The sequence below is a fragment of the Domibacillus iocasae genome (assembly GCF_001750285.1).
Taxonomy (GTDB): domain Bacteria; phylum Bacillota; class Bacilli; order Bacillales; family Domibacillaceae; genus Domibacillus; species Domibacillus iocasae.
The window spans coordinates 301,560-318,301 of record NZ_MAMP01000020.1 but is presented as its reverse complement, the minus strand read 5'-3'; the positions used below and the strand labels follow the sequence as shown (position 1 = coordinate 318,301).

The 16,742-nt window shown below is 40.8% G+C and carries 16 protein-coding genes; 5 read left to right on the top strand and 11 right to left on the bottom strand.

The features are described from left to right. Nucleotides 1-2: 2 nt before the first annotated feature. The 8 genes from BA724_RS08535 to BA724_RS08495 all read right to left on the bottom strand — a co-directional run bounded on the left by BA724_RS08535 (nt 3) and on the right by BA724_RS08495 (nt 8,219). The gene (locus BA724_RS08535) at nt 3-1,568 is read right to left on the bottom strand and encodes an alkaline phosphatase family protein (protein WP_069938234.1); all 1,566 of its coding nucleotides are present in this window, start codon (nt 1,566-1,568) and stop codon (nt 3-5) included. A gap of 867 nt (nt 1,569-2,435) precedes the next feature. After that, the gene (locus BA724_RS08525) at nt 2,436-2,807 is read right to left on the bottom strand and encodes a Na+/H+ antiporter subunit G (protein WP_083256144.1); all 372 of its coding nucleotides are present in this window, start codon (nt 2,805-2,807) and stop codon (nt 2,436-2,438) included. Continuing rightward, on the bottom strand, nt 2,785-3,069 hold the full coding sequence (locus BA724_RS08520; protein ID WP_069938232.1) for a Na(+)/H(+) antiporter subunit F1: 285 nt from the start codon (nt 3,067-3,069) through the stop codon (nt 2,785-2,787). Before BA724_RS08520 ends, BA724_RS08525 begins: the two co-directional genes overlap by 23 nt. Continuing rightward, a complete protein-coding gene (locus tag BA724_RS08515; protein WP_069938231.1) occupies nt 3,066-3,551 on the bottom strand; it encodes a Na+/H+ antiporter subunit E in 486 nt (161 codons plus the stop codon). The genes BA724_RS08520 and BA724_RS08515 overlap by 4 nt, the downstream gene beginning before the upstream one ends. A 30-nt stretch (nt 3,552-3,581) precedes the next feature. Beyond that, a complete protein-coding gene (locus BA724_RS08510) occupies nt 3,582-5,063 on the bottom strand; it encodes a Na+/H+ antiporter subunit D (protein WP_069938230.1) in 1,482 nt (493 codons plus the stop codon). Next, nucleotides 5,056-5,394, bottom strand: a complete 339-nt coding sequence (locus BA724_RS08505; RefSeq protein WP_069938229.1) for a Na(+)/H(+) antiporter subunit C — start codon at nt 5,392-5,394, stop codon at nt 5,056-5,058. Before BA724_RS08505 ends, BA724_RS08510 begins: the two co-directional genes overlap by 8 nt. Before the next feature lies 1 nt (nt 5,395). Next, complete coding sequence (locus BA724_RS08500; protein ID WP_083256143.1) at nt 5,396-5,818, bottom strand: Na(+)/H(+) antiporter subunit B; 423 nt, start codon at nt 5,816-5,818, stop codon at nt 5,396-5,398. After that, nucleotides 5,805-8,219 (bottom strand): Na+/H+ antiporter subunit A, encoded by a 2,415-nt coding sequence (locus tag BA724_RS08495; RefSeq protein ID WP_069938227.1) that lies wholly within the window; start codon nt 8,217-8,219, stop codon nt 5,805-5,807. The genes BA724_RS08500 and BA724_RS08495 overlap by 14 nt, the downstream gene beginning before the upstream one ends. A gap of 256 nt (nt 8,220-8,475) precedes the next feature. Between BA724_RS08495 and BA724_RS08490 the strand changes: the two genes are divergently transcribed. Beyond that, nucleotides 8,476-9,162 (top strand): universal stress protein, encoded by a 687-nt coding sequence (locus tag BA724_RS08490; protein ID WP_069938226.1) that lies wholly within the window; start codon nt 8,476-8,478, stop codon nt 9,160-9,162. A 78-nt stretch (nt 9,163-9,240) separates the two neighbouring features. Here BA724_RS08490 and BA724_RS08485 read toward each other — a convergent pair whose 3' ends face one another. Next, complete coding sequence (locus BA724_RS08485; RefSeq protein WP_069938225.1) at nt 9,241-9,780, bottom strand: tyrosine-type recombinase/integrase; 540 nt, start codon at nt 9,778-9,780, stop codon at nt 9,241-9,243. Between the two features lie 509 nt (nt 9,781-10,289). On the opposite strand from BA724_RS08485, the gene BA724_RS08480 reads away from it, so the two are divergent. Then, nucleotides 10,290-11,363 carry a YkvI family membrane protein gene (locus BA724_RS08480; protein WP_211272223.1) on the top strand — a complete coding sequence of 358 codons (1,074 nt, stop codon included), beginning with the start codon at nt 10,290-10,292 and terminating at the stop codon, nt 11,361-11,363. Nucleotides 11,364-11,571: 208 nt separating this feature from the next. Here the strand turns inward: BA724_RS08480 and BA724_RS08475 are convergent, their stop codons facing one another. Further along, complete coding sequence (locus BA724_RS08475; RefSeq protein WP_425389011.1) at nt 11,572-12,222, bottom strand: YitT family protein; 651 nt, start codon at nt 12,220-12,222, stop codon at nt 11,572-11,574. A 132-nt stretch (nt 12,223-12,354) separates the two neighbouring features. On the opposite strand from BA724_RS08475, the gene BA724_RS08470 reads away from it, so the two are divergent. Beyond that, entirely contained in the window at nt 12,355-13,572 is a 1,218-nt protein-coding gene (locus BA724_RS08470; RefSeq protein ID WP_069938223.1) for an MFS transporter, read from the top strand. A 63-nt stretch (nt 13,573-13,635) separates the two neighbouring features. Here the strand turns inward: BA724_RS08470 and BA724_RS08465 are convergent, their stop codons facing one another. Beyond that, nucleotides 13,636-14,715 carry a sulfate permease gene (locus BA724_RS08465; protein WP_069938222.1) on the bottom strand — a complete coding sequence of 360 codons (1,080 nt, stop codon included), beginning with the start codon at nt 14,713-14,715 and terminating at the stop codon, nt 13,636-13,638. Between the two features lie 355 nt (nt 14,716-15,070). Between BA724_RS08465 and BA724_RS08460 the strand changes: the two genes are divergently transcribed. Next, complete coding sequence (locus tag BA724_RS08460; protein WP_069938301.1) at nt 15,071-15,757, top strand: 2-phosphosulfolactate phosphatase; 687 nt, start codon at nt 15,071-15,073, stop codon at nt 15,755-15,757. Next, nucleotides 15,754-16,551, top strand: coding sequence for a phosphosulfolactate synthase (locus tag BA724_RS08455; RefSeq protein ID WP_069938221.1), 798 nt, complete (start codon nt 15,754-15,756; stop codon nt 16,549-16,551). The genes BA724_RS08460 and BA724_RS08455 overlap by 4 nt, the downstream gene beginning before the upstream one ends. Nucleotides 16,552-16,742 lie beyond the last annotated feature (191 nt).

The window sequence follows — 16,742 nt, the reverse complement described above, 5'->3', positions numbered from 1 at the left end:
TGTTATTTTGTCAGTTCTACCAGCCAGTCTTTAAAATCGATCAATCGATGATTCTTAGGTTTTTGATCTGTTCCCGCAATAATCAAGGGGACGACAGAATCTACTTTGTGCAAGGAGCCGTGTGCTGCTCCTCCTGCATGATTCGGGCTGTTTTTTCCAACAAATTCATACCCGGGTTTTGCATCAACGATGATATATCGGCCTTTGTGTGACTGAAGGGCTCCATTTAGTCTTGCAAGGGCATCTGGATAGTCACCGTATTTAATTTTATTTTGTTCATTGATGGACAAATCTAAAATAGAGAGGTCTCCATTCAGCCTCCAGGATTGTCCGTACGGATCTGTGTATGGGCCGTTAGGTGAAAAAGCAAATGGCTTATCCGAGCCTGCCGCCATTACATAACCGATATTGCCCTGTTTCCAAGCAATGAAACCTATTCTTGAATCCATTTTTAATTTAGATGAAATGTCAGATATCTCAATCCTTTCATCTTGTAGATAAATGTACGCCATACGTTCATTGACAGCTAAAGCAATGTCCTTGTTTGACGGTTGATCGGGGCTCCAAAAGCTGTACTCATCCAATAATGTATTTAAATCAATCAGGGCCTTGCTTCGGTCATTTATAACAGCAGATTGTGCACTGTCACCATGTATAATCCAGACGGCCTTTTGAATCGCTTCCCCCCATGATGGATAGGCATTCAAAATCACCTGTAGCTGCTTATCCACTTCTTCAATGCCTTTCCGTTCCATTGGTCCATTTTTATGAAGTTGGTGGTCCATATCGGGGAAGTAGGCCAGTGTAAAGGGCGGCAATTGATCCTTTTGAATAACGTACTTCAGTTCATTTGCCGTAAATTGATTGTTTACGCCTATGGCTTTCCACAGACGATTAGACCAATCATTTTCCTGATTGAATTGTGACAAGTTTCCCATGGATAGAAGGGACGGACCGTTTACTTGTACATCGCTCGGCAGCAGGTTCATTCCTGAGGCGATTTTTGGGATGTGCAATGGATGGACTTGATTACCGCGATAGATCAGGCCATTAATAGAAGCAGAGTGGATCTCGCTTTTTGCCAGCTCTTCATAAATGGTGAGTGTACTCTGGTTTAAATGGGCCTTGTTTAAACCAATCAGGCTGTCCGATAACACTTGCTTTGCGCCGAGGTTCAGCAATTCGATTTTTCCGGGTCCATAATTAATCACTCGATTTTCATCCTGCTTGAACCATACAAGACCTGGAACCTGATGATCATTAGCGTAGGTACCCGTTAACAGGGTACTGTCGATGGTCACGGACATCGTGGGATAAGAGCTGACTACTTCAGGGTGGTACTGCCCATGCTTCATTAAAAATTCAAATGCGGGCGCTTTTCCTTCAGCCACTGCTTTTTTCAATGACTGATCCATGAGAGAATCGATGACTAATACCACTACTGGTTTGGGAGAGGCTGTGATGGAAATTTTATTTAGATCTTTTGTAGGCGTAATCAATAAATACCAGCCTAGACCGACGATAAAGAAAAAGAAAATCATAACGGACACGAATAGTTTACGTATCATGACGTCAACCTTTCCATGATGAATATCGTTAGTATGGATAAAAGGCTTCGAGTAAATACTTAATTAAAAATAAAAGAGCTTATAGACTCAGCCATAGGCTGAGTCTATAAGCTGAACTGTTTTAATTTGACTTATTACTGGTCAGATTGGTTACACTTTTTTGGATATTGTTCGGTTTCTGAGTGGATGACGGCTGTTGAGAACCTTGATTATTCATTATCCCTTGGAGAGGCTGTGTCATGTTTTGTGCGGCCTGTCCATTCATCATTCCCTGCACAGCCTGTGGAATTTGCTGGGCTGCGGACCTATTCATGGAACTCCGAATGGTCTGCAGGAAAGGCTGGAACGTTCCGTTGCGCAATCCTCTTGTTATTCCAAAAATAGCCGCCCCCGCTGCACTTAGTGATATTCCTGATTTTCTGTAGATGCAGCATATCCGATCAGGAAGAAGGAGAAGGGAAAGAAACTTCGTCAGTTGTTTTATTGGATCGGCCCCATATTCTCGAAAACTTTCATTCAAGATATAAATATTGATCGAGTGCTTTTCGGTCTTTACTCGTAGCTTAAGAAGAACTTATTTAACATAACACGCGTGAAGCGGTGTATTTCTATTTGGACCAATATAAATACAGCAAGGGTTGTCGTCCGCGTGGGCTGCTTTTCATATACGTCTTTATCTCCATCAAGTGCTCCCTTTATTTAAGATGAATGGGCAGCAAAAACCCCGCTTATAAACTTAGAAGATACTAAGAGAATAAGTGGGGAATCTACCGCCCGAAAAGATTGGTTTATACGAATAAGCTTAGTAACAAAACAAATCCCAATCCAGCTACGGAAATGATGGTCTCAAGTATAGATGTTGCTTGTTCAGTCAATAGAATTTTTCTTTTTTTGAGGACTGCTGTACCTGAAGCTGTTTTCTCCCGTCCCATCTTTCATTTCCGCTTCGGAATTGTAAGCAGCCCGGCAAATGAGATGCCCGGCAACAGGTGCCGTTAAATATAGAAAGACAATACCAAGTACAAGGCGAATGCTCACATAATGTTCAGCAGACCAGAAAAAAATAAATACGCCGGTCAACGCCAATAATACAGCAAGTGTCGAACTTTTTGTTCCAGCGTGTGAGCGTGTATAAACATCTGGAAGACTTAAAATGCCATAAGCACTTATGAGCGCCATAATGCTGCCGAGCAGGACCATCAATGCTGCGATCAATTCAACGATCTGGTTTTCTGTCAATGATACGCCCCCTCTCAATGTATTTTGAGAAAGCAATCGTGCTGATAAAAGCAAGAATAGCAATAATTAAAATGACTTCCAAGTATGCCTTTGTCCGCAGCACAACACTTAATACTGCCACGATTGAAATAAGGTTAACCCCGATCACATCAAAAGCTACTACACGATCAGGCAATGTAGGCCCTTTTAAAACCCGGATCAGCAAGAGGGCGATAGAGAGGCTAAACAAAATGATCGCTGCCACAAAGATGAAGTTTGTCACGGACGGGTCACCTCCAGAATAATTTTTTCATACATCTGAATGGACTTTAAGAGTATTGGTTTTGAATCTTTCACGTCCATTGCATGGATATAAAACACGTTTCCCTCGGGTGAAATGCGCAGTACAACTGAACCAGGCGTTAACATAAGCAGAAGGGCAAGCGCGGTCACCTCCCAATCGCTTTTGAGCTTTGTTTCATAAGAGAAAGTCCCGGGTTCAAACGTGGCACTTGGAAGTAAGATTTGTTTCATAATCAATATACTGGATGTCCAAAGTTCATAATTGAAGATCCAAAGCAGCTTCAGCATGGAGTAGGCACGCTTTAAATAAAAAGGTGTGCCGAAAAATCGATGCATAAGAAAGATAATAACAACCCCGATTAAAAATCCAGTAACAAAATCGGGAATTTTAAATGTATCTGCATCTTTCAAAAACACCCACAAAACAGCAATTAATAAGTTTAATAGAAATTGTACAGGCAATGATCTCCACCTCCTTGGCAGACAATTGAATTATTTATGGTTTAAGGCCTTCTCAATATAAAGTTCAGGGTTCATCAGCACATTGGCCGCCTCAGAAACATAAGGAGCAAGAATGCCCATTCCCAGCCCAAGGCCGGTTGTTAATACAGCCAGAATCAAGAGAGGAGCCAGGGTTCCTTTTGATAAATGCATCTGATCTTTCAGGCGAATAGATGTTTCGCCCCAGAACATATTTAAAAAGATGCGTAAAAGTGAATATAAAACAAATAAACTGGATAAAAAAGCTGTGGCAACCATCACATATTCTTGGGCGCCAATTGCTCCCTGGCCAATTAAAAGCTTGCCGGCGAATCCGCTGAACGGTGGAATGCCGCCTAATGAAAGGAGCATAATTAAAAACATCCAGCCGAACAAAGGGTAGTTTGCAATTAAACCGCTTGCTTGATCTAGTCTCGTCTTGCCGGATACATAAATGACTGTACCAATGAGAAGAAACAGCATTCCCTTTAAAAGAATATCATGGATTAAGTAATAAATAGATCCCTGGATGGCTTCATAGTTAAACGATGCCAGGCCAACAAGAATAAAACCGATTGCAATGACCACGTTGTAAGCGGCGATTTTTCTTATATCTTTGTAGGCGATGGCACCGAGGCTTCCTCCCACCATTGTGGCAATTGCCATCCATCCGATCATGGTATGCGTAACGGATGGTTCATGATAAAACAATAATGTAAAGAAGCGGAATAGCGCATAAACACCTACTTTTGTAAGCAGTGCAGCAAATAAGGCGGAAACGGCTGTCGGCAGTGCCCCGTAAGATCCCGGAAGCCAGAAGTAAAGAACCAATCCTGCTTTTAAAGAAAAGACGACTAAAAACAAAATACTAATAGTCGTGAGCAGGGGCGGCTGGCCGGCTTCTGCAATCCGCACAGACAAATGCGCCATGTTCAATGTTCCGAGTGTTCCATATAAATAGGCCATACCCAGCAGGAAAAGCCAGGATGATAAAATATTAATTAAAATGTATTTGATTCCTTCGGTCAGCTGTTTTTTCTCACCGCCGAGTGTCATTAATACATAGGAAGCAAGAAGCATGACTTCAAAACAAACAAATAAATTAAATAAATCTCCTGTTAAAAATGAGCCATTTACACCGGCAACCAGCAGCAATAAGAAAGGATATAAAAAGAAATGCTCTCTTTTTTCATCTTTGGCAAAAGCTGCATATAATAAACAAAGAATAGATACAAGAGAAGATGCTGTTACAAGAAGCATCGCAAATGCATCTGCAACAAAGGTAATTCCAAATGGAGGCAGCCATTCTCCAAAATCAAGACGTAGGATGCCTTGAATCATTACCTGCTGCAAAATCCAAAGGCTGATTAAAAAGACGACGATCATCGTTAAGATGCTGCCCCACCGCTGAATGTTTGGATTTGAGCGGAAGAAGAGAAGAAGAACACCCGCTATGATCGGCAGGACCATTGGAAAAACTAAAATATTATTCATCTTTTGACCCTTTCAGTTCATACAAATTATCGGTTCCAGTACTTTGATATGTCCGATACACAAGAACAAGGAAAAAGGCGGTTACGGCAAAACTGATGACAATGGCTGTCAAAATCAGTGCTTGAGGCAGCGCATCGGTATACGTTTCAACCTGATCGCCTAAAATGGGAACACTTCCTATCTTCAACCCGCCCATTGTCATCAGAAGCAAATGAACCGCATGTGACAAAATGGCTGTACCCAACACAACCCGGATTAAATTTTTTGAAAGCAGAAGGTAGGTGGCAACAGATACGAGTATTCCTACTAAAAGAGTAATAATTGTTTCCATATTACACATCCTCACTAATACTAATCATAATGGTGACCACAACGCCAATTACACCAAGTGCCACCCCTGACTCGAACAGTACGACGGTAGCAAGCTCTGTTTTTCCGAAAATAGGAAGATCGAAGTAAGCAAATGTTTGGCTAAGGAATGAACTGCCGAATAACAAAGAGCCCATTCCAGTCAAGACAGCGATCAGAACACCTAATGCTGCCACTTTTTTATAATCAAGTGGAATACCCGCATTAACGGTTTCTACATCAAATGATAAATACAAAAGGACAAAAGCGGATGAGAGCGTTAGTCCTCCGATAAATCCGCCTCCTGGATTATGATGACCTGCCAGAAATAAATAAACGCCGAATGTTAAAATAATAAACACAGCGATTTTTGACACCGTCTGCAAAATGACATCATTCTCTCTCAATATCATCCTCTCCTTTCGGTGCTTTTAATTTAATAAGCGTGTAGACACCGATGCCCGCAATAAATAGAACAACGACTTCAAGCATCGTATCAAAGGCCCTGAAATCCCCTAAAATTGCATTAACGATGTTCCGGCCGCCTGCAAGCTCATAGGAATCTTCAAAATAACTTGAGATCGATTCAAACATCTTGTTTCCCTGTACAGAAAGGGCAAGTAAAACAGTCAGTGCCCCCATCCCGATAGAAATAATCATTTTCGGGAGGCGCACCTTTACTGAACGCTCTTCTTTTGACCATTCAGGCAGATGATAGAAGCAAAGAAGAAATAGCACAGTGGTCACCGTTTCTACAACAAGCTGTGTAAGGGCGAGATCCGGTGCCCTAAATAAGACAAAGAAAACAGCAATCGAATAACCAAGCACGCCATTTAAAAGCGTGGCGGTCAAGCGTGATTTCGTAAAGAGAATACCGATTGCCGCTGCTGCCATAACAGCGACAATAATTCCTTCGTATAAACTGACCGGCACATCATCTGACGGATCAATCACGATGCTTCCTGTCAGCCATAGTGTGCCTCCTACTAAAAGCAGAAGAAATCCATAGATATAATAAAGGTAGTGTCGCAAAAATCCTGTCATATAGAGGTCTGTTGCCCGTTTTGATCCACTTTCGCTTTTGGCCAGTACCCATTGATATCCGCGGTCGATACTTCGATGCTCAGGAAACAAGTCGTAAACAAAGTTCCAAAAACGGAATGTCTTCATAAGGAAAGCGCCAAATACGACAACGCCGGCAGTCATGAATAGTTCCAAATTAAATCCATGCCAGGCAGAGATTTTAGGAATAAGGCCTTCCGTATTTTGGTAAGTCGGCAGGATACTGTTCATGGCCGGTGAAAGCAGGTAGTGACTTAATTGATTAGGCATGAAAAACAGCAGAATAATGAGCACACATAATATAATCGGTGAAATCAGCATTCCGATCGGTGCTTCATGCGGCGTTTTCTCCAGCCTTTCACGGCGATACGGACCAAGGAATGTCCGAAAGACAATGATCATGGAATACGCAAAGGTGAAAATACTGCCCACCCATGCAATAATCGGAAATAAAAGACCCCACGTTTCCATTGAAAAGATGGTCAAATTATTTGCATTCAGCGCAGCTGTAAAAAACATTTCCTTGCTTAAAAATCCGTTGAATGGAGGGAGACCCGCCATGGAGAAGCTGCTGATCACAGCGAGTGTAAACGTGACTGGCATCAATGAAATCAGACCGCCAAGTTTCCGGATGTCCCGCGTTCCCACTTCATGGTCAACAATACCTACTACCATAAACAAAGCACCTTTAAAAGTAGAATGGTTCACAAGGTGAAAAAGTGCCACAAAAATCGCTTTTGTGTAAATTATAGATTCGGTAGAAGCACCACCTTGAAGGGCAGCAGAACCGAGACCGAACAGTGACATAATTAACCCGAGCTGGCTGATCGTTGAATATGCGAGCAGTGCTTTCAGGTCTTTTTGTTTCACGGCTGAGAAGGATCCCCAAAACATTGTGAAAATCCCCACACCGCTCACAAGCCAGAACCATGTCGCTTCTCCTCCGAAAACAGGTGTAAAGCGGGCCACTAAAAATAATCCTGCTTTGACCATTGTGGCCGAATGAAGGTAGGCACTGACCGGCGTTGGCGCTTCCATTGCATCAGGAAGCCATATATGAAATGGAAATTGAGCTGATTTCGTAAAGGCACCAAGCAAAATCAAGATAAGCGCTGGAACAAACAACTCATGCTCCTGGAGAGAATCTCTCATCGCAATGATTTCCTGGATACTGTTTGTCCCGCTCATCACTTGAAGCATGATGAACCCGACAAGCATCGAAATACCGCCGCTAACTGTAATAAGAAAGGATTTTTGGGCACCGTACCGGGATTTTTTTCGCCGAAACCAAAAAGCAATTAATAAAAAGGAAGAGATGCTCGTTAACTCCCAGAAAAGGTACAGCACCATTAAATTATCCGATAACACAACCCCAAGCATCGCGCCCATAAAAAGCAGCAGATAAGCATAAAAATGGGAGAGTGATTCTCTTTCTTTTGACAGGTAAAAAGTTGAATACAACACAACCAGGCTTCCGATTCCTGTGATTAATAAAGTGAAAATAAGGCTGAGTCCATCTAAATAAACTGAAAAATAAAGGTCTAACGCCTGCATCCACACAACAGATCCAGAAATGGTTTCGCCAGCAGAAATGGCCGGGATTTGAGCAGTGAAAAACCCGAACAAGATAACTGGAACAAAAAGTGCTGGCCAGCCAAGATGAAGTTTGGGCGCTAACTTTCCTATGAGTGGAATAAAAAAAGCCGTTAAAATAGGAATGAGAATGAAAAAATGAATAAAAGTCAAACGAGTCCCTCCTGACTAATTGATTTATATAATGTGATGCTTAGAGTAGCAAACCTGATTTGCAGGCGCTATACTGGATAAAAAATAAAAATAAAAAGGACAATAATTGAAATTAAGGGTTGAAATTTTGTGCGCTGCCCTTTATCCTAACATTCGGGATACAAAAGAATTTATTTGGAAATTTCTTTGTTTTTTTGCTTAATACAAATAAAGCGTTTAAAATGATCGGAAAACTTATTATAGAGGTGACGTTGTTTTGAAAAAATTAAGAGCACGGATGGATGAAAGCATACTAGTCTGCGCATATTATGGTCCAAACGGCGAACGGTTAATCAGACGCGGATCGAAGCTTGCTAATATGCTGGATTGTCCGCTTTACATCCTTAATGTTGATTCAGTTCCTGAGAATGAATTAAGTGCGGATAGAGCTGCATACATTGATCAATGGAAACTTCTTGCGGAAGAATCCGGTGCTGAAGAATTTATTCTCCGCGATAATGAAAAAAGACCGGCAGCAAAAGTTATTGCGGAAGTTGCCCGTGAATTAAACATTACACAAATTGTTATTGGACAGTCTCCTCAAAGCCGTTGGGAAGAAATTAAAAAGGGCTCTTTCGTGAATACGCTGCTGCGTGAAATTTCATTTGTTGATTTTCACATTGTATCCATTGACCGCTCTGTTGAAGACGATGACAATCTCTTTGATAATGGGACGAGAGCTTATTTAGTAAAAGCGGGTGAGGGACATCGCATCGTCTTTACGTATTCGGACGAAGTCATTCATGAAGGGATTTTTTACAAAGAAACCGGAACCGATTTTAATAATGGTGTCTTTAAATACGTTAAAGAAAATAAGACGTGCCAACTTCATGTAACGGATGAGAAAATTACAGAACCGACCACTATTCATTCCTGCATCAGAGAAGAAACATTTGACGAATAAATAATCTTGAGAGTTTTCAGACAAATCACCCGCTTTTGTTTGAAGACTTTTTTTAAAATAGTTATGTATCTATGCTTCTTACAGGTTTACATCTATTCTTTGGTCGGTGTCATCCATTCCAATATATCGCAGTGTATCGGAAGGGCTGGCATGGTGAAAACGGGCTTGAATGAGGGAAATCGCCACGCCCTTCTTATAAGCATGGTAACCAAAGGTTTTTCGCAGCGTATGTGTCCCGATCTGATCCAGAATGCCAGCCTTTCTAGCAGCTTCATGTATTACTCGATAGGCTTGCTGGCGCGAAATAGGCAACTCACTTTTAGGTGATTTGAAAAGGTAGCTGTCTATTGGCGGCTTCGTTTTCTGTAAGTGAAAAGATAAAGCGGATTTAACTTGGTCATTTATATAAATCTTTTGGTTCTCTATATAAACAAAAGACTGGATATCACCTGATTCATTCACCAATTGATCAATCTTTAAAGAAAGCAGTGTATTAATTTTCAGTCCGGTATTAATCCCTAATACAAATAAAATAAAGTCGCGGCTGGATTGTTCTTTTAAAATGTCTTTTATTAATTTTATTTCATGAATACTTTTTATTGGATTCACATACTCCACTTTTTTCTCTCCCTCATGTTACTTAATATAACCGTAACATGTATTTATGTAACATTCAAATGATAAGGCAAGATTGTTTTAACAGATTGCTAGACGAGAACACCCCATTTTTAGGCAGCGTAACTTAAAAGGTTTATATTTGTCCCACTTTATATAAGCAGTCACGTAATCGGAAAACATATTTTTTAGTAGTGTTTATGTGAGAGGCAGCATAACATCGCACAACAGTAATAATCAAGAAGGCATATTCATATGCTGTGACTAAAGAAATGGACAAACGGTTTCTACACATCCATGGTAAAAACAAGCGGTTACCGGTACATAACGTGCTTTCATTTTTCGATTTATTTAATCTATATAAGTTGAATTAAACTTCTTGCTTTCTCCACTTCCTTTCATCTAAATGAAACGCACTAGCCTAAATAGTCACTATTGTCTAAAGTAAGAATCTTTGTTCAACTTATATAGAAAAGACAATGATGAATGAGTGAAGGATGGGGGTGAACAGGGTGACAAGCCGTACTGCAGCCCAAATAACTGTTTTTAAAGTCGCAGCAACTTACATTGGTACAGTAGTTGGGGCGGGTTTTGCTTCTGGTCAAGAAGTTCTGCAGTTTTTCAGTGTATATGGACTGGATGGGTTATTAGGAATTAGTCTTTCAACATTACTGTTTTTTTTCTTTGGATATCTCATTTTAATTATAGGGCACTCATTAAATGCAACATCCTATGTTGAAGTTGTACGGTTTTCCAATGGAAACTTCCTTGGCACCATTATTGATGTCATTATAACCATTTTTTTATTTGCTGCCTTAGCGGCAATGATAGCGGGGGCAGGAGCGATATTTGAAGAACAATTTCATTTGACACCACTATGGGGCACCTTATTAATGGCCTTCATCTCTCTCCTGACGGTGATAAGTGGTATTAAGGGTGTGATTAACGCGATTAGTTATGTTGTGCCAATCTTGCTGGTAACGGTTTTTTTTGTTGCCATCTACAGCTTGTATGTTAACCCTATTAATGCAGCTGATTTACAGGTTGCCGATACGTTACAAGGTGCTGGCCCAAACTGGATCGTGTCGGCACTCAACTATACTTCATACAATCTCGTTATTGCAGTGGCTGTACTGGCTCCAATGGGGGCAAAAGCAGAGAGCAGAAAAACACTTTTCTGGGGTGCGCTTTTAGGGGGACTGGGTCTTGGACTAGGGATAGTCGCTATTTTTCTAAGCATTTTAACGAATTTAGAAATGGTTTGGAACGTTGAAGTGCCAATGATCATGATTTCTTCTAAGATTGCTGTGTTTATACAGCTCCTATTCGCAGTTGTTTTATTTGCAGAAGTTTATACAACTGCTGTTGGTAATTTATATGGATTTGTTTCAAGAATTAATTTCATTTCAGACCGCTATCACATCTGGGTCATAGTAGGTACGACTATAACAGCTTTTTTCGTTAGTCAGGTGGGCTTTTCCGCGATGGTTAAATATTTATATCCAGCGGTGGGATACGGTGGCTTGCTGTTTTTAGGAGGATTACTTTATGTTTGGATATTTAAACGAGATAAATTAACCGATTAGATAAAAGGAGTAAATAGGTTTTTGAAAGCCGTTTCTTAAACATATTTCTTCCTTTTTTATATGCGGTCTGAGGTAAGATCATCACCGAAAAAGCGTCAAACCTTGATTTGCGAGGGTTTGACGCTTTTTTATTTTTTATTGCGAAAGAAGTGACCTTTCTACAGGAACTGTACAAAATACAGTACGTTCAAGACTTATGAATCAGCAGTTATTTCTTACGCCAGACAAAGTCAAAGGTCAGTATATTTCGAGGAAGAACGGCATTATATAACCAACTGATCACTCTTGTGGAGATCCATTGACATATGATGGCCTGAACAACAATTTCCCACGCTATCACATACGCTGTTATGCAAAAAATAACACCATTGATCCAAAACAATGGTTTGCCGGGACTGACTTTTTTGTATTTGGAAATGATTAAAGCGATCACCCCGACCCCTCCGTTTGAAACCCCCTGCCTTAGAAGAACAGAAACGCCCGTACCAAAGAAGACGGAACCAAACAGCAGATCAATCCATACATTTGAAAAAGGAGTGTCCACATAAACGGTAAAGATGTTGACAGAAATTGAAGTGAATGTAATGCCAAGAAGGGTACCGAGCGCACTGATGCCCCCTAAATAGTGGACGGCAAATAATAGCATCGAAGAGTTTACCATCCATAATGCAATACTCAGCGGAACATGAAACCAATAATTCAGCAGCACGGAGAAGCCGGCTCCCCCACCGGAAGGAATAAAATGTGGAAATAAAAACACGCCCATCGCGAATCCCTGAATAACCGCGCCCACAATAACCAGGAAGTACTTTCTGGATAAAAAAAGGAGGGCTGGCGCGGTATATAAACGGCTATTAATTTTCACAAGAAATCATCCTCAATTACATATAAAATGGCATGCTAGTCCTACTCTTATAATGTATGCTTTGCATAAAAAGAATACGCAGGGAAACCCTACATTTACAAACAAAGTGTTGATTGAGGTGTTCAGATGGAAAAAGGTACAGAAAAAGTTAGTATAGGGTGTGTTGTCAGCATGGCCTCCATTCCTCTCGTGATGACACTCGGAAATTCCATGCTTATACCGGTATTGCCTATATTAGAAAGAAAGGTTGGGATTTCTTCCTTTCAATCGAGCATGATTATTACCAGCTATTCCGTTGCGGCTATTTTTCTTATCCCTATAGCCGGCTATTTATCAGACCGGCTCGGCCGGAAAAAAGTCATTCTGCCGAGCTTGGTCCTTGCTTTAATTGGGGGTCTAATAGCCGGTTTTGCTTCGTGGAAAATGGAAGATCCGTATACTTGGATTATTATCGGCAGGATTTTGCAGGGAATTGGAGCCTCAGGTGCCATGCCGATCATACTGCCTTTAGTGGGCGATCTGTATAAGGATGACGATGAAAAAACAAGCTCATGTTTAGGGACGATCGAAACCTCGAACACGTTTGGAAAAGTATTAAGTCCCATCCTTGGTTCCGTATTTGCTGCTTTTTTATGGTTTTTACCATTTTTCGCCATTTCCATTTTTAGTTTAATTTCAATCGTACTGGTTTTTTTCTTTATTAAAGCGCCAAAAGAAAAAGAGAAGCCAAAAAAGTTCAAGGAATTTTTGCGCAATACGAAAAAAACACTCAAAAAAGAAGGGAAATGGCTTTTCGCCGTATTCTTTCTTGGGTTTTTTACGATGCTGGTGCTATTTAGCGTTTTGTTTTTTCTATCTGACAACCTGGAACTAGTGCACGATATTAAAGGGATAAAGAAAGGATTCGTGTTAGCCATTCCGCTTTTCTTGCTTTGTATTGTTGCTTTTGTTACCGGCCGCAAAATTAAAGGGAATTTACCGACGATGAAAAAAATTATCATCATTTGTTTGATTCTTTTATCAGTCATTGTTGTTTTTGTCGGATTTGTAAACGAGCAGCTTATTCTTCTTTTAATTGTGACCAGTATCCTGGGAATAGCCATGGGTGCGATAATGCCCGTACTTGACGCCATTATTACCGAAAATATCAAAAAAGAGGAAAGAGGCACCATCACTTCTTTTTACAGTTCGGCACGATTTGCCGGAGTAGCAGCAGGTCCACCGATTATGTCTCTTATCATGCAAGATTACCTTAATATTGGTTATATTACGGCGGGTGTACTGGGACTGGTCCTGTTATTTATTGTAATCAAGTTTATTAAAGTCGAGGAAATCGAAAATTAACGGAATTCCCTTTTACAAAAAAGGACCGAACAGAAGATATGTCTGTACAGGTCCTTTTTCAGTTTATTTTACTTTATTCCCTTCCTTAAACAAAATAGGCTTGGTAAGCCCGATTGGCTTGATTAAACTGATTGACCCTGCTGTCGCAATAAAAACAGAAGCTCCGACCACAACAGCATAAATGTCGAAATCTAAAAACAGTTTGACGAGGTTGTAGGAGATTACAAGGGAAAAAAGCGGTGATACGAGCCATACCTTAAGCAATCGGCTAATAATCTCTTTTTCGAAAATTTTAAACCCTTTATCGGAAAAACCCACTCCCAGGATGCTGCAGGTCGTGACTTGTGTTTGGGGAACAGGAATTCCAAAAAGAGAAGCAATAATAACCAGTGTGGCTCCTAGTCCGGAGACAGCACTGCCTTGGAGCAAGCTTAACTCCGTGATCTTTTTTCCGTTTGTTTCTATCACTTTTCCGCCGAGCAGAACAGCACCCAATGCAACAAAAATTCCGCCAATCACGATTCCGTTTTGGATGGAGATGATTCCAGAAGCGGCAAGCGGGCCAATTGAATTTGCCACGTTGTTCATGCCGGCTGAAAAGGCTTCGAGGAATCCTGTACAAATAACTAAAATCGACAGCACTCTTATCCATTTTCCTTCTTTTAAAAATAATAGCCGGGCTTCGGCATGTTTTACACCTTTGTTTATCAGCAGCGTAAGAAGAAAGGCAATAACAGGAATGAGTATCCAGTACATCATGATAGACAATAATGTACCGATAAACACTTGTTTGTACGCAATACCGACCCCAATAATGGCCCCGACCGTTACTTCACTTGTTGACAGCGGGATGCCGGACATATTGGCGATAAAAAGCGAAATGGCGGCGGAGCTGAGAATGATCAGAGAGATGTTAATGCTTATCAGTTCTTTGGGAATGAGTCCTGAACCAAGTGTTTTGGCGACTTCGCTTCCGCCCAGGGCAGCTCCGAGGAGAACACCGGCCGCACAGATCAATAAAGCAATCCGCCTCGTTTTCACCGCACCTGAACCATAGGCAATGCCCATAGAAGCTGCGGCGCCGCTTGCCCCAATATTCATCGCAAAGAAGAAAGAAATGGTGAAAGCCAATACGATAATCATTTCTGTACCCAGCTCCTATCAGTCCTAGTAAGGTCCGAATTCTATTTATTCACTGCCAGCCCAACTGCCTGCACGTATATGAATTCTTTTGAAAACCGGAAAAGCGCATTTTTCTTTTCTAACCTCCATGTAAATGAATGAGAAACGAGGTGAAGTCCTAAAGGCAGTGTATTCAGCCCAAGGAAAATCGTTCAAATAAACAGACGTATGACATGCCGGATAAAATAAAAAATTAAGAACCATCTGAAAAATACGCGAATAAATTAGGTATATGCTGATAAATAGAGATGGGAGGACGGTTCAATCCGAGCTTAGCGGTAGAGGAAAGAACATGTAAAGAGGAGAGGAGCAAATGATGGCAGTTAAGATTTATCAGGGCCACTCTCACCGTTTACCCCATGCTGACGTAAATGTTGTCATTGATGTGATACGCGCTTTTACTTTTGCCCACTATGCTTTTATAAGGGGAGCAAAAGAAATTTTGCTTGCAGAGACAATTGATTCAGCTTTTCAAGTAAGGGGAAAACATCCTGGCTGCATGCTGGCTGGGGAAGAAAATGGACTATATATTCCAGGCTTTGATTTTGACAATTCCCCTCTGAGCCTTCTTGAAGCCGATTTGGCAGGGAAGACCCTTGTTCAGAAAACAACCAATGGGGTGAGGGCTGCATTAAATGCTTTAAATGCAAGGCATGTATTTGTAACTGGTTTTTCAAATGCGAGAATAACGGCAGAATTCATAAAAAAAATGTATGGAGCGGATCAAAAAATTCAAATCATCGCTTCCCATCCTACTGGAGATGACGATCTTGCCTGTGCGGAGTATATGAAGGATATTATTGAAGGCCGGGATTGCCAGTCTTTGACGGGGCCTGTTTTGAGAATAAAAGGATCTGAAGCGGCTCAAAAATTTTATGACGACAGCAGGACGGAATTTAAAAGCGGAGACATCGAGTTGTGTGCGGAAGAGCTGAAATTCGATTTTTTAATGAAAGTGAATCAGGAAAATAATTTACCGAAAATTGTGGGGGTAGATTTATGATTTATACGGGGCTCAACCTGCCGGAAAGAACCAGTAAACCAAGAATGAATGGAATTACTGTGCTGATTGATAATGGGGTTCCTTTGCACTTTTTTGAAGATACCATCAACAGTTCAGGTCAATATATAGATTTTGTAAAATTTGGATGGGGAACATCGGTTGTGACCAAACATTTAGAAAAGAAAATTGCCTGTCTTCAAGAAAATGGCGTGAATTTCTTTTTCGGCGGAACGTTATTTGAGAAGTTTATCAGCCAGAATAAAGTGAGTGAATTCGAAAGGTTTATTCGTAAATTCGACTGCAAATATATTGAAATATCAAATGGAACAATGGACATGACCAACAAAGAGAAAGCTTTATACATTAAAAAATTTTCAAAGGATTTTATTGTTTTTAGTGAAGTTGGCGCCAAGGACAGTATGAAAGCTTTGAGACAGAATGCATCAGAATGGGTTGAATGGATTTTGGAGGATATGGAGGCTGGCTCCACAAAGGTCATAACCGAAGCCAGGGAAAGTGGCACCAGCGGGATTTGCCGGGGGAATGGAGAGATGAGACTGGAAATTATAGATAAAATCATAGAAGTCGGGATCGATTTGAAAAAAATGATTTTTGAAGCGCCATCCAAAAAAATGCAGACCGCTTTTATTAACATCGCTGGACCCAATGTCAACCTCGCTAATATTTCGTTCGCAGACCCGATTCCGCTGGAAACATTGAGACTTGGACTCAGATCTGACACGTTTTATTTAAGTGAAGAGTATGTAGTAAGTGAGAAATATAAAGTGAAATGAGAGAGGGCAAGAAAGCTTTTCATCCTGTGACAAAGCATTATTAAACGTTAACCAGTCAACGGGGTGGTGCAACCGGGGAAATTCTATCTTTTCCCTTTTTTTAATTCAATAAAAATCCCTGTTAATATTGAAAGCAGCAGTGGGAAGGAATTTAAAAAAGACGGAGATTAGCGGCTGTCAGGTATTGTAGG

Coding starts and splice junctions, on each gene's coding strand:
- BA724_RS08535 (WP_069938234.1), bottom strand. CDS start 1,568: ATGATACGTAAACTATTCGTGTCCGTTATGATTTTCTTTTTCTTTATC.
- BA724_RS08510 (WP_069938230.1), bottom strand. CDS start 5,063: ATGAATAATATTTTAGTTTTTCCAATGGTCCTGCCGATCATAGCGGGT.
- BA724_RS08505 (WP_069938229.1), bottom strand. CDS start 5,394: ATGGAAACAATTATTACTCTTTTAGTAGGAATACTCGTATCTGTTGCC.
- BA724_RS08470 (WP_069938223.1), top strand. CDS start 12,355: ATGGAAAAAGGTACAGAAAAAGTTAGTATAGGGTGTGTTGTCAGCATG.
- BA724_RS08465 (WP_069938222.1), bottom strand. CDS start 14,715: ATGATTATCGTATTGGCTTTCACCATTTCTTTCTTCTTTGCGATGAAT.
- BA724_RS08460 (WP_069938301.1), top strand. CDS start 15,071: ATGGCAGTTAAGATTTATCAGGGCCACTCTCACCGTTTACCCCATGCT.
- BA724_RS08455 (WP_069938221.1), top strand. CDS start 15,754: ATGATTTATACGGGGCTCAACCTGCCGGAAAGAACCAGTAAACCAAGA.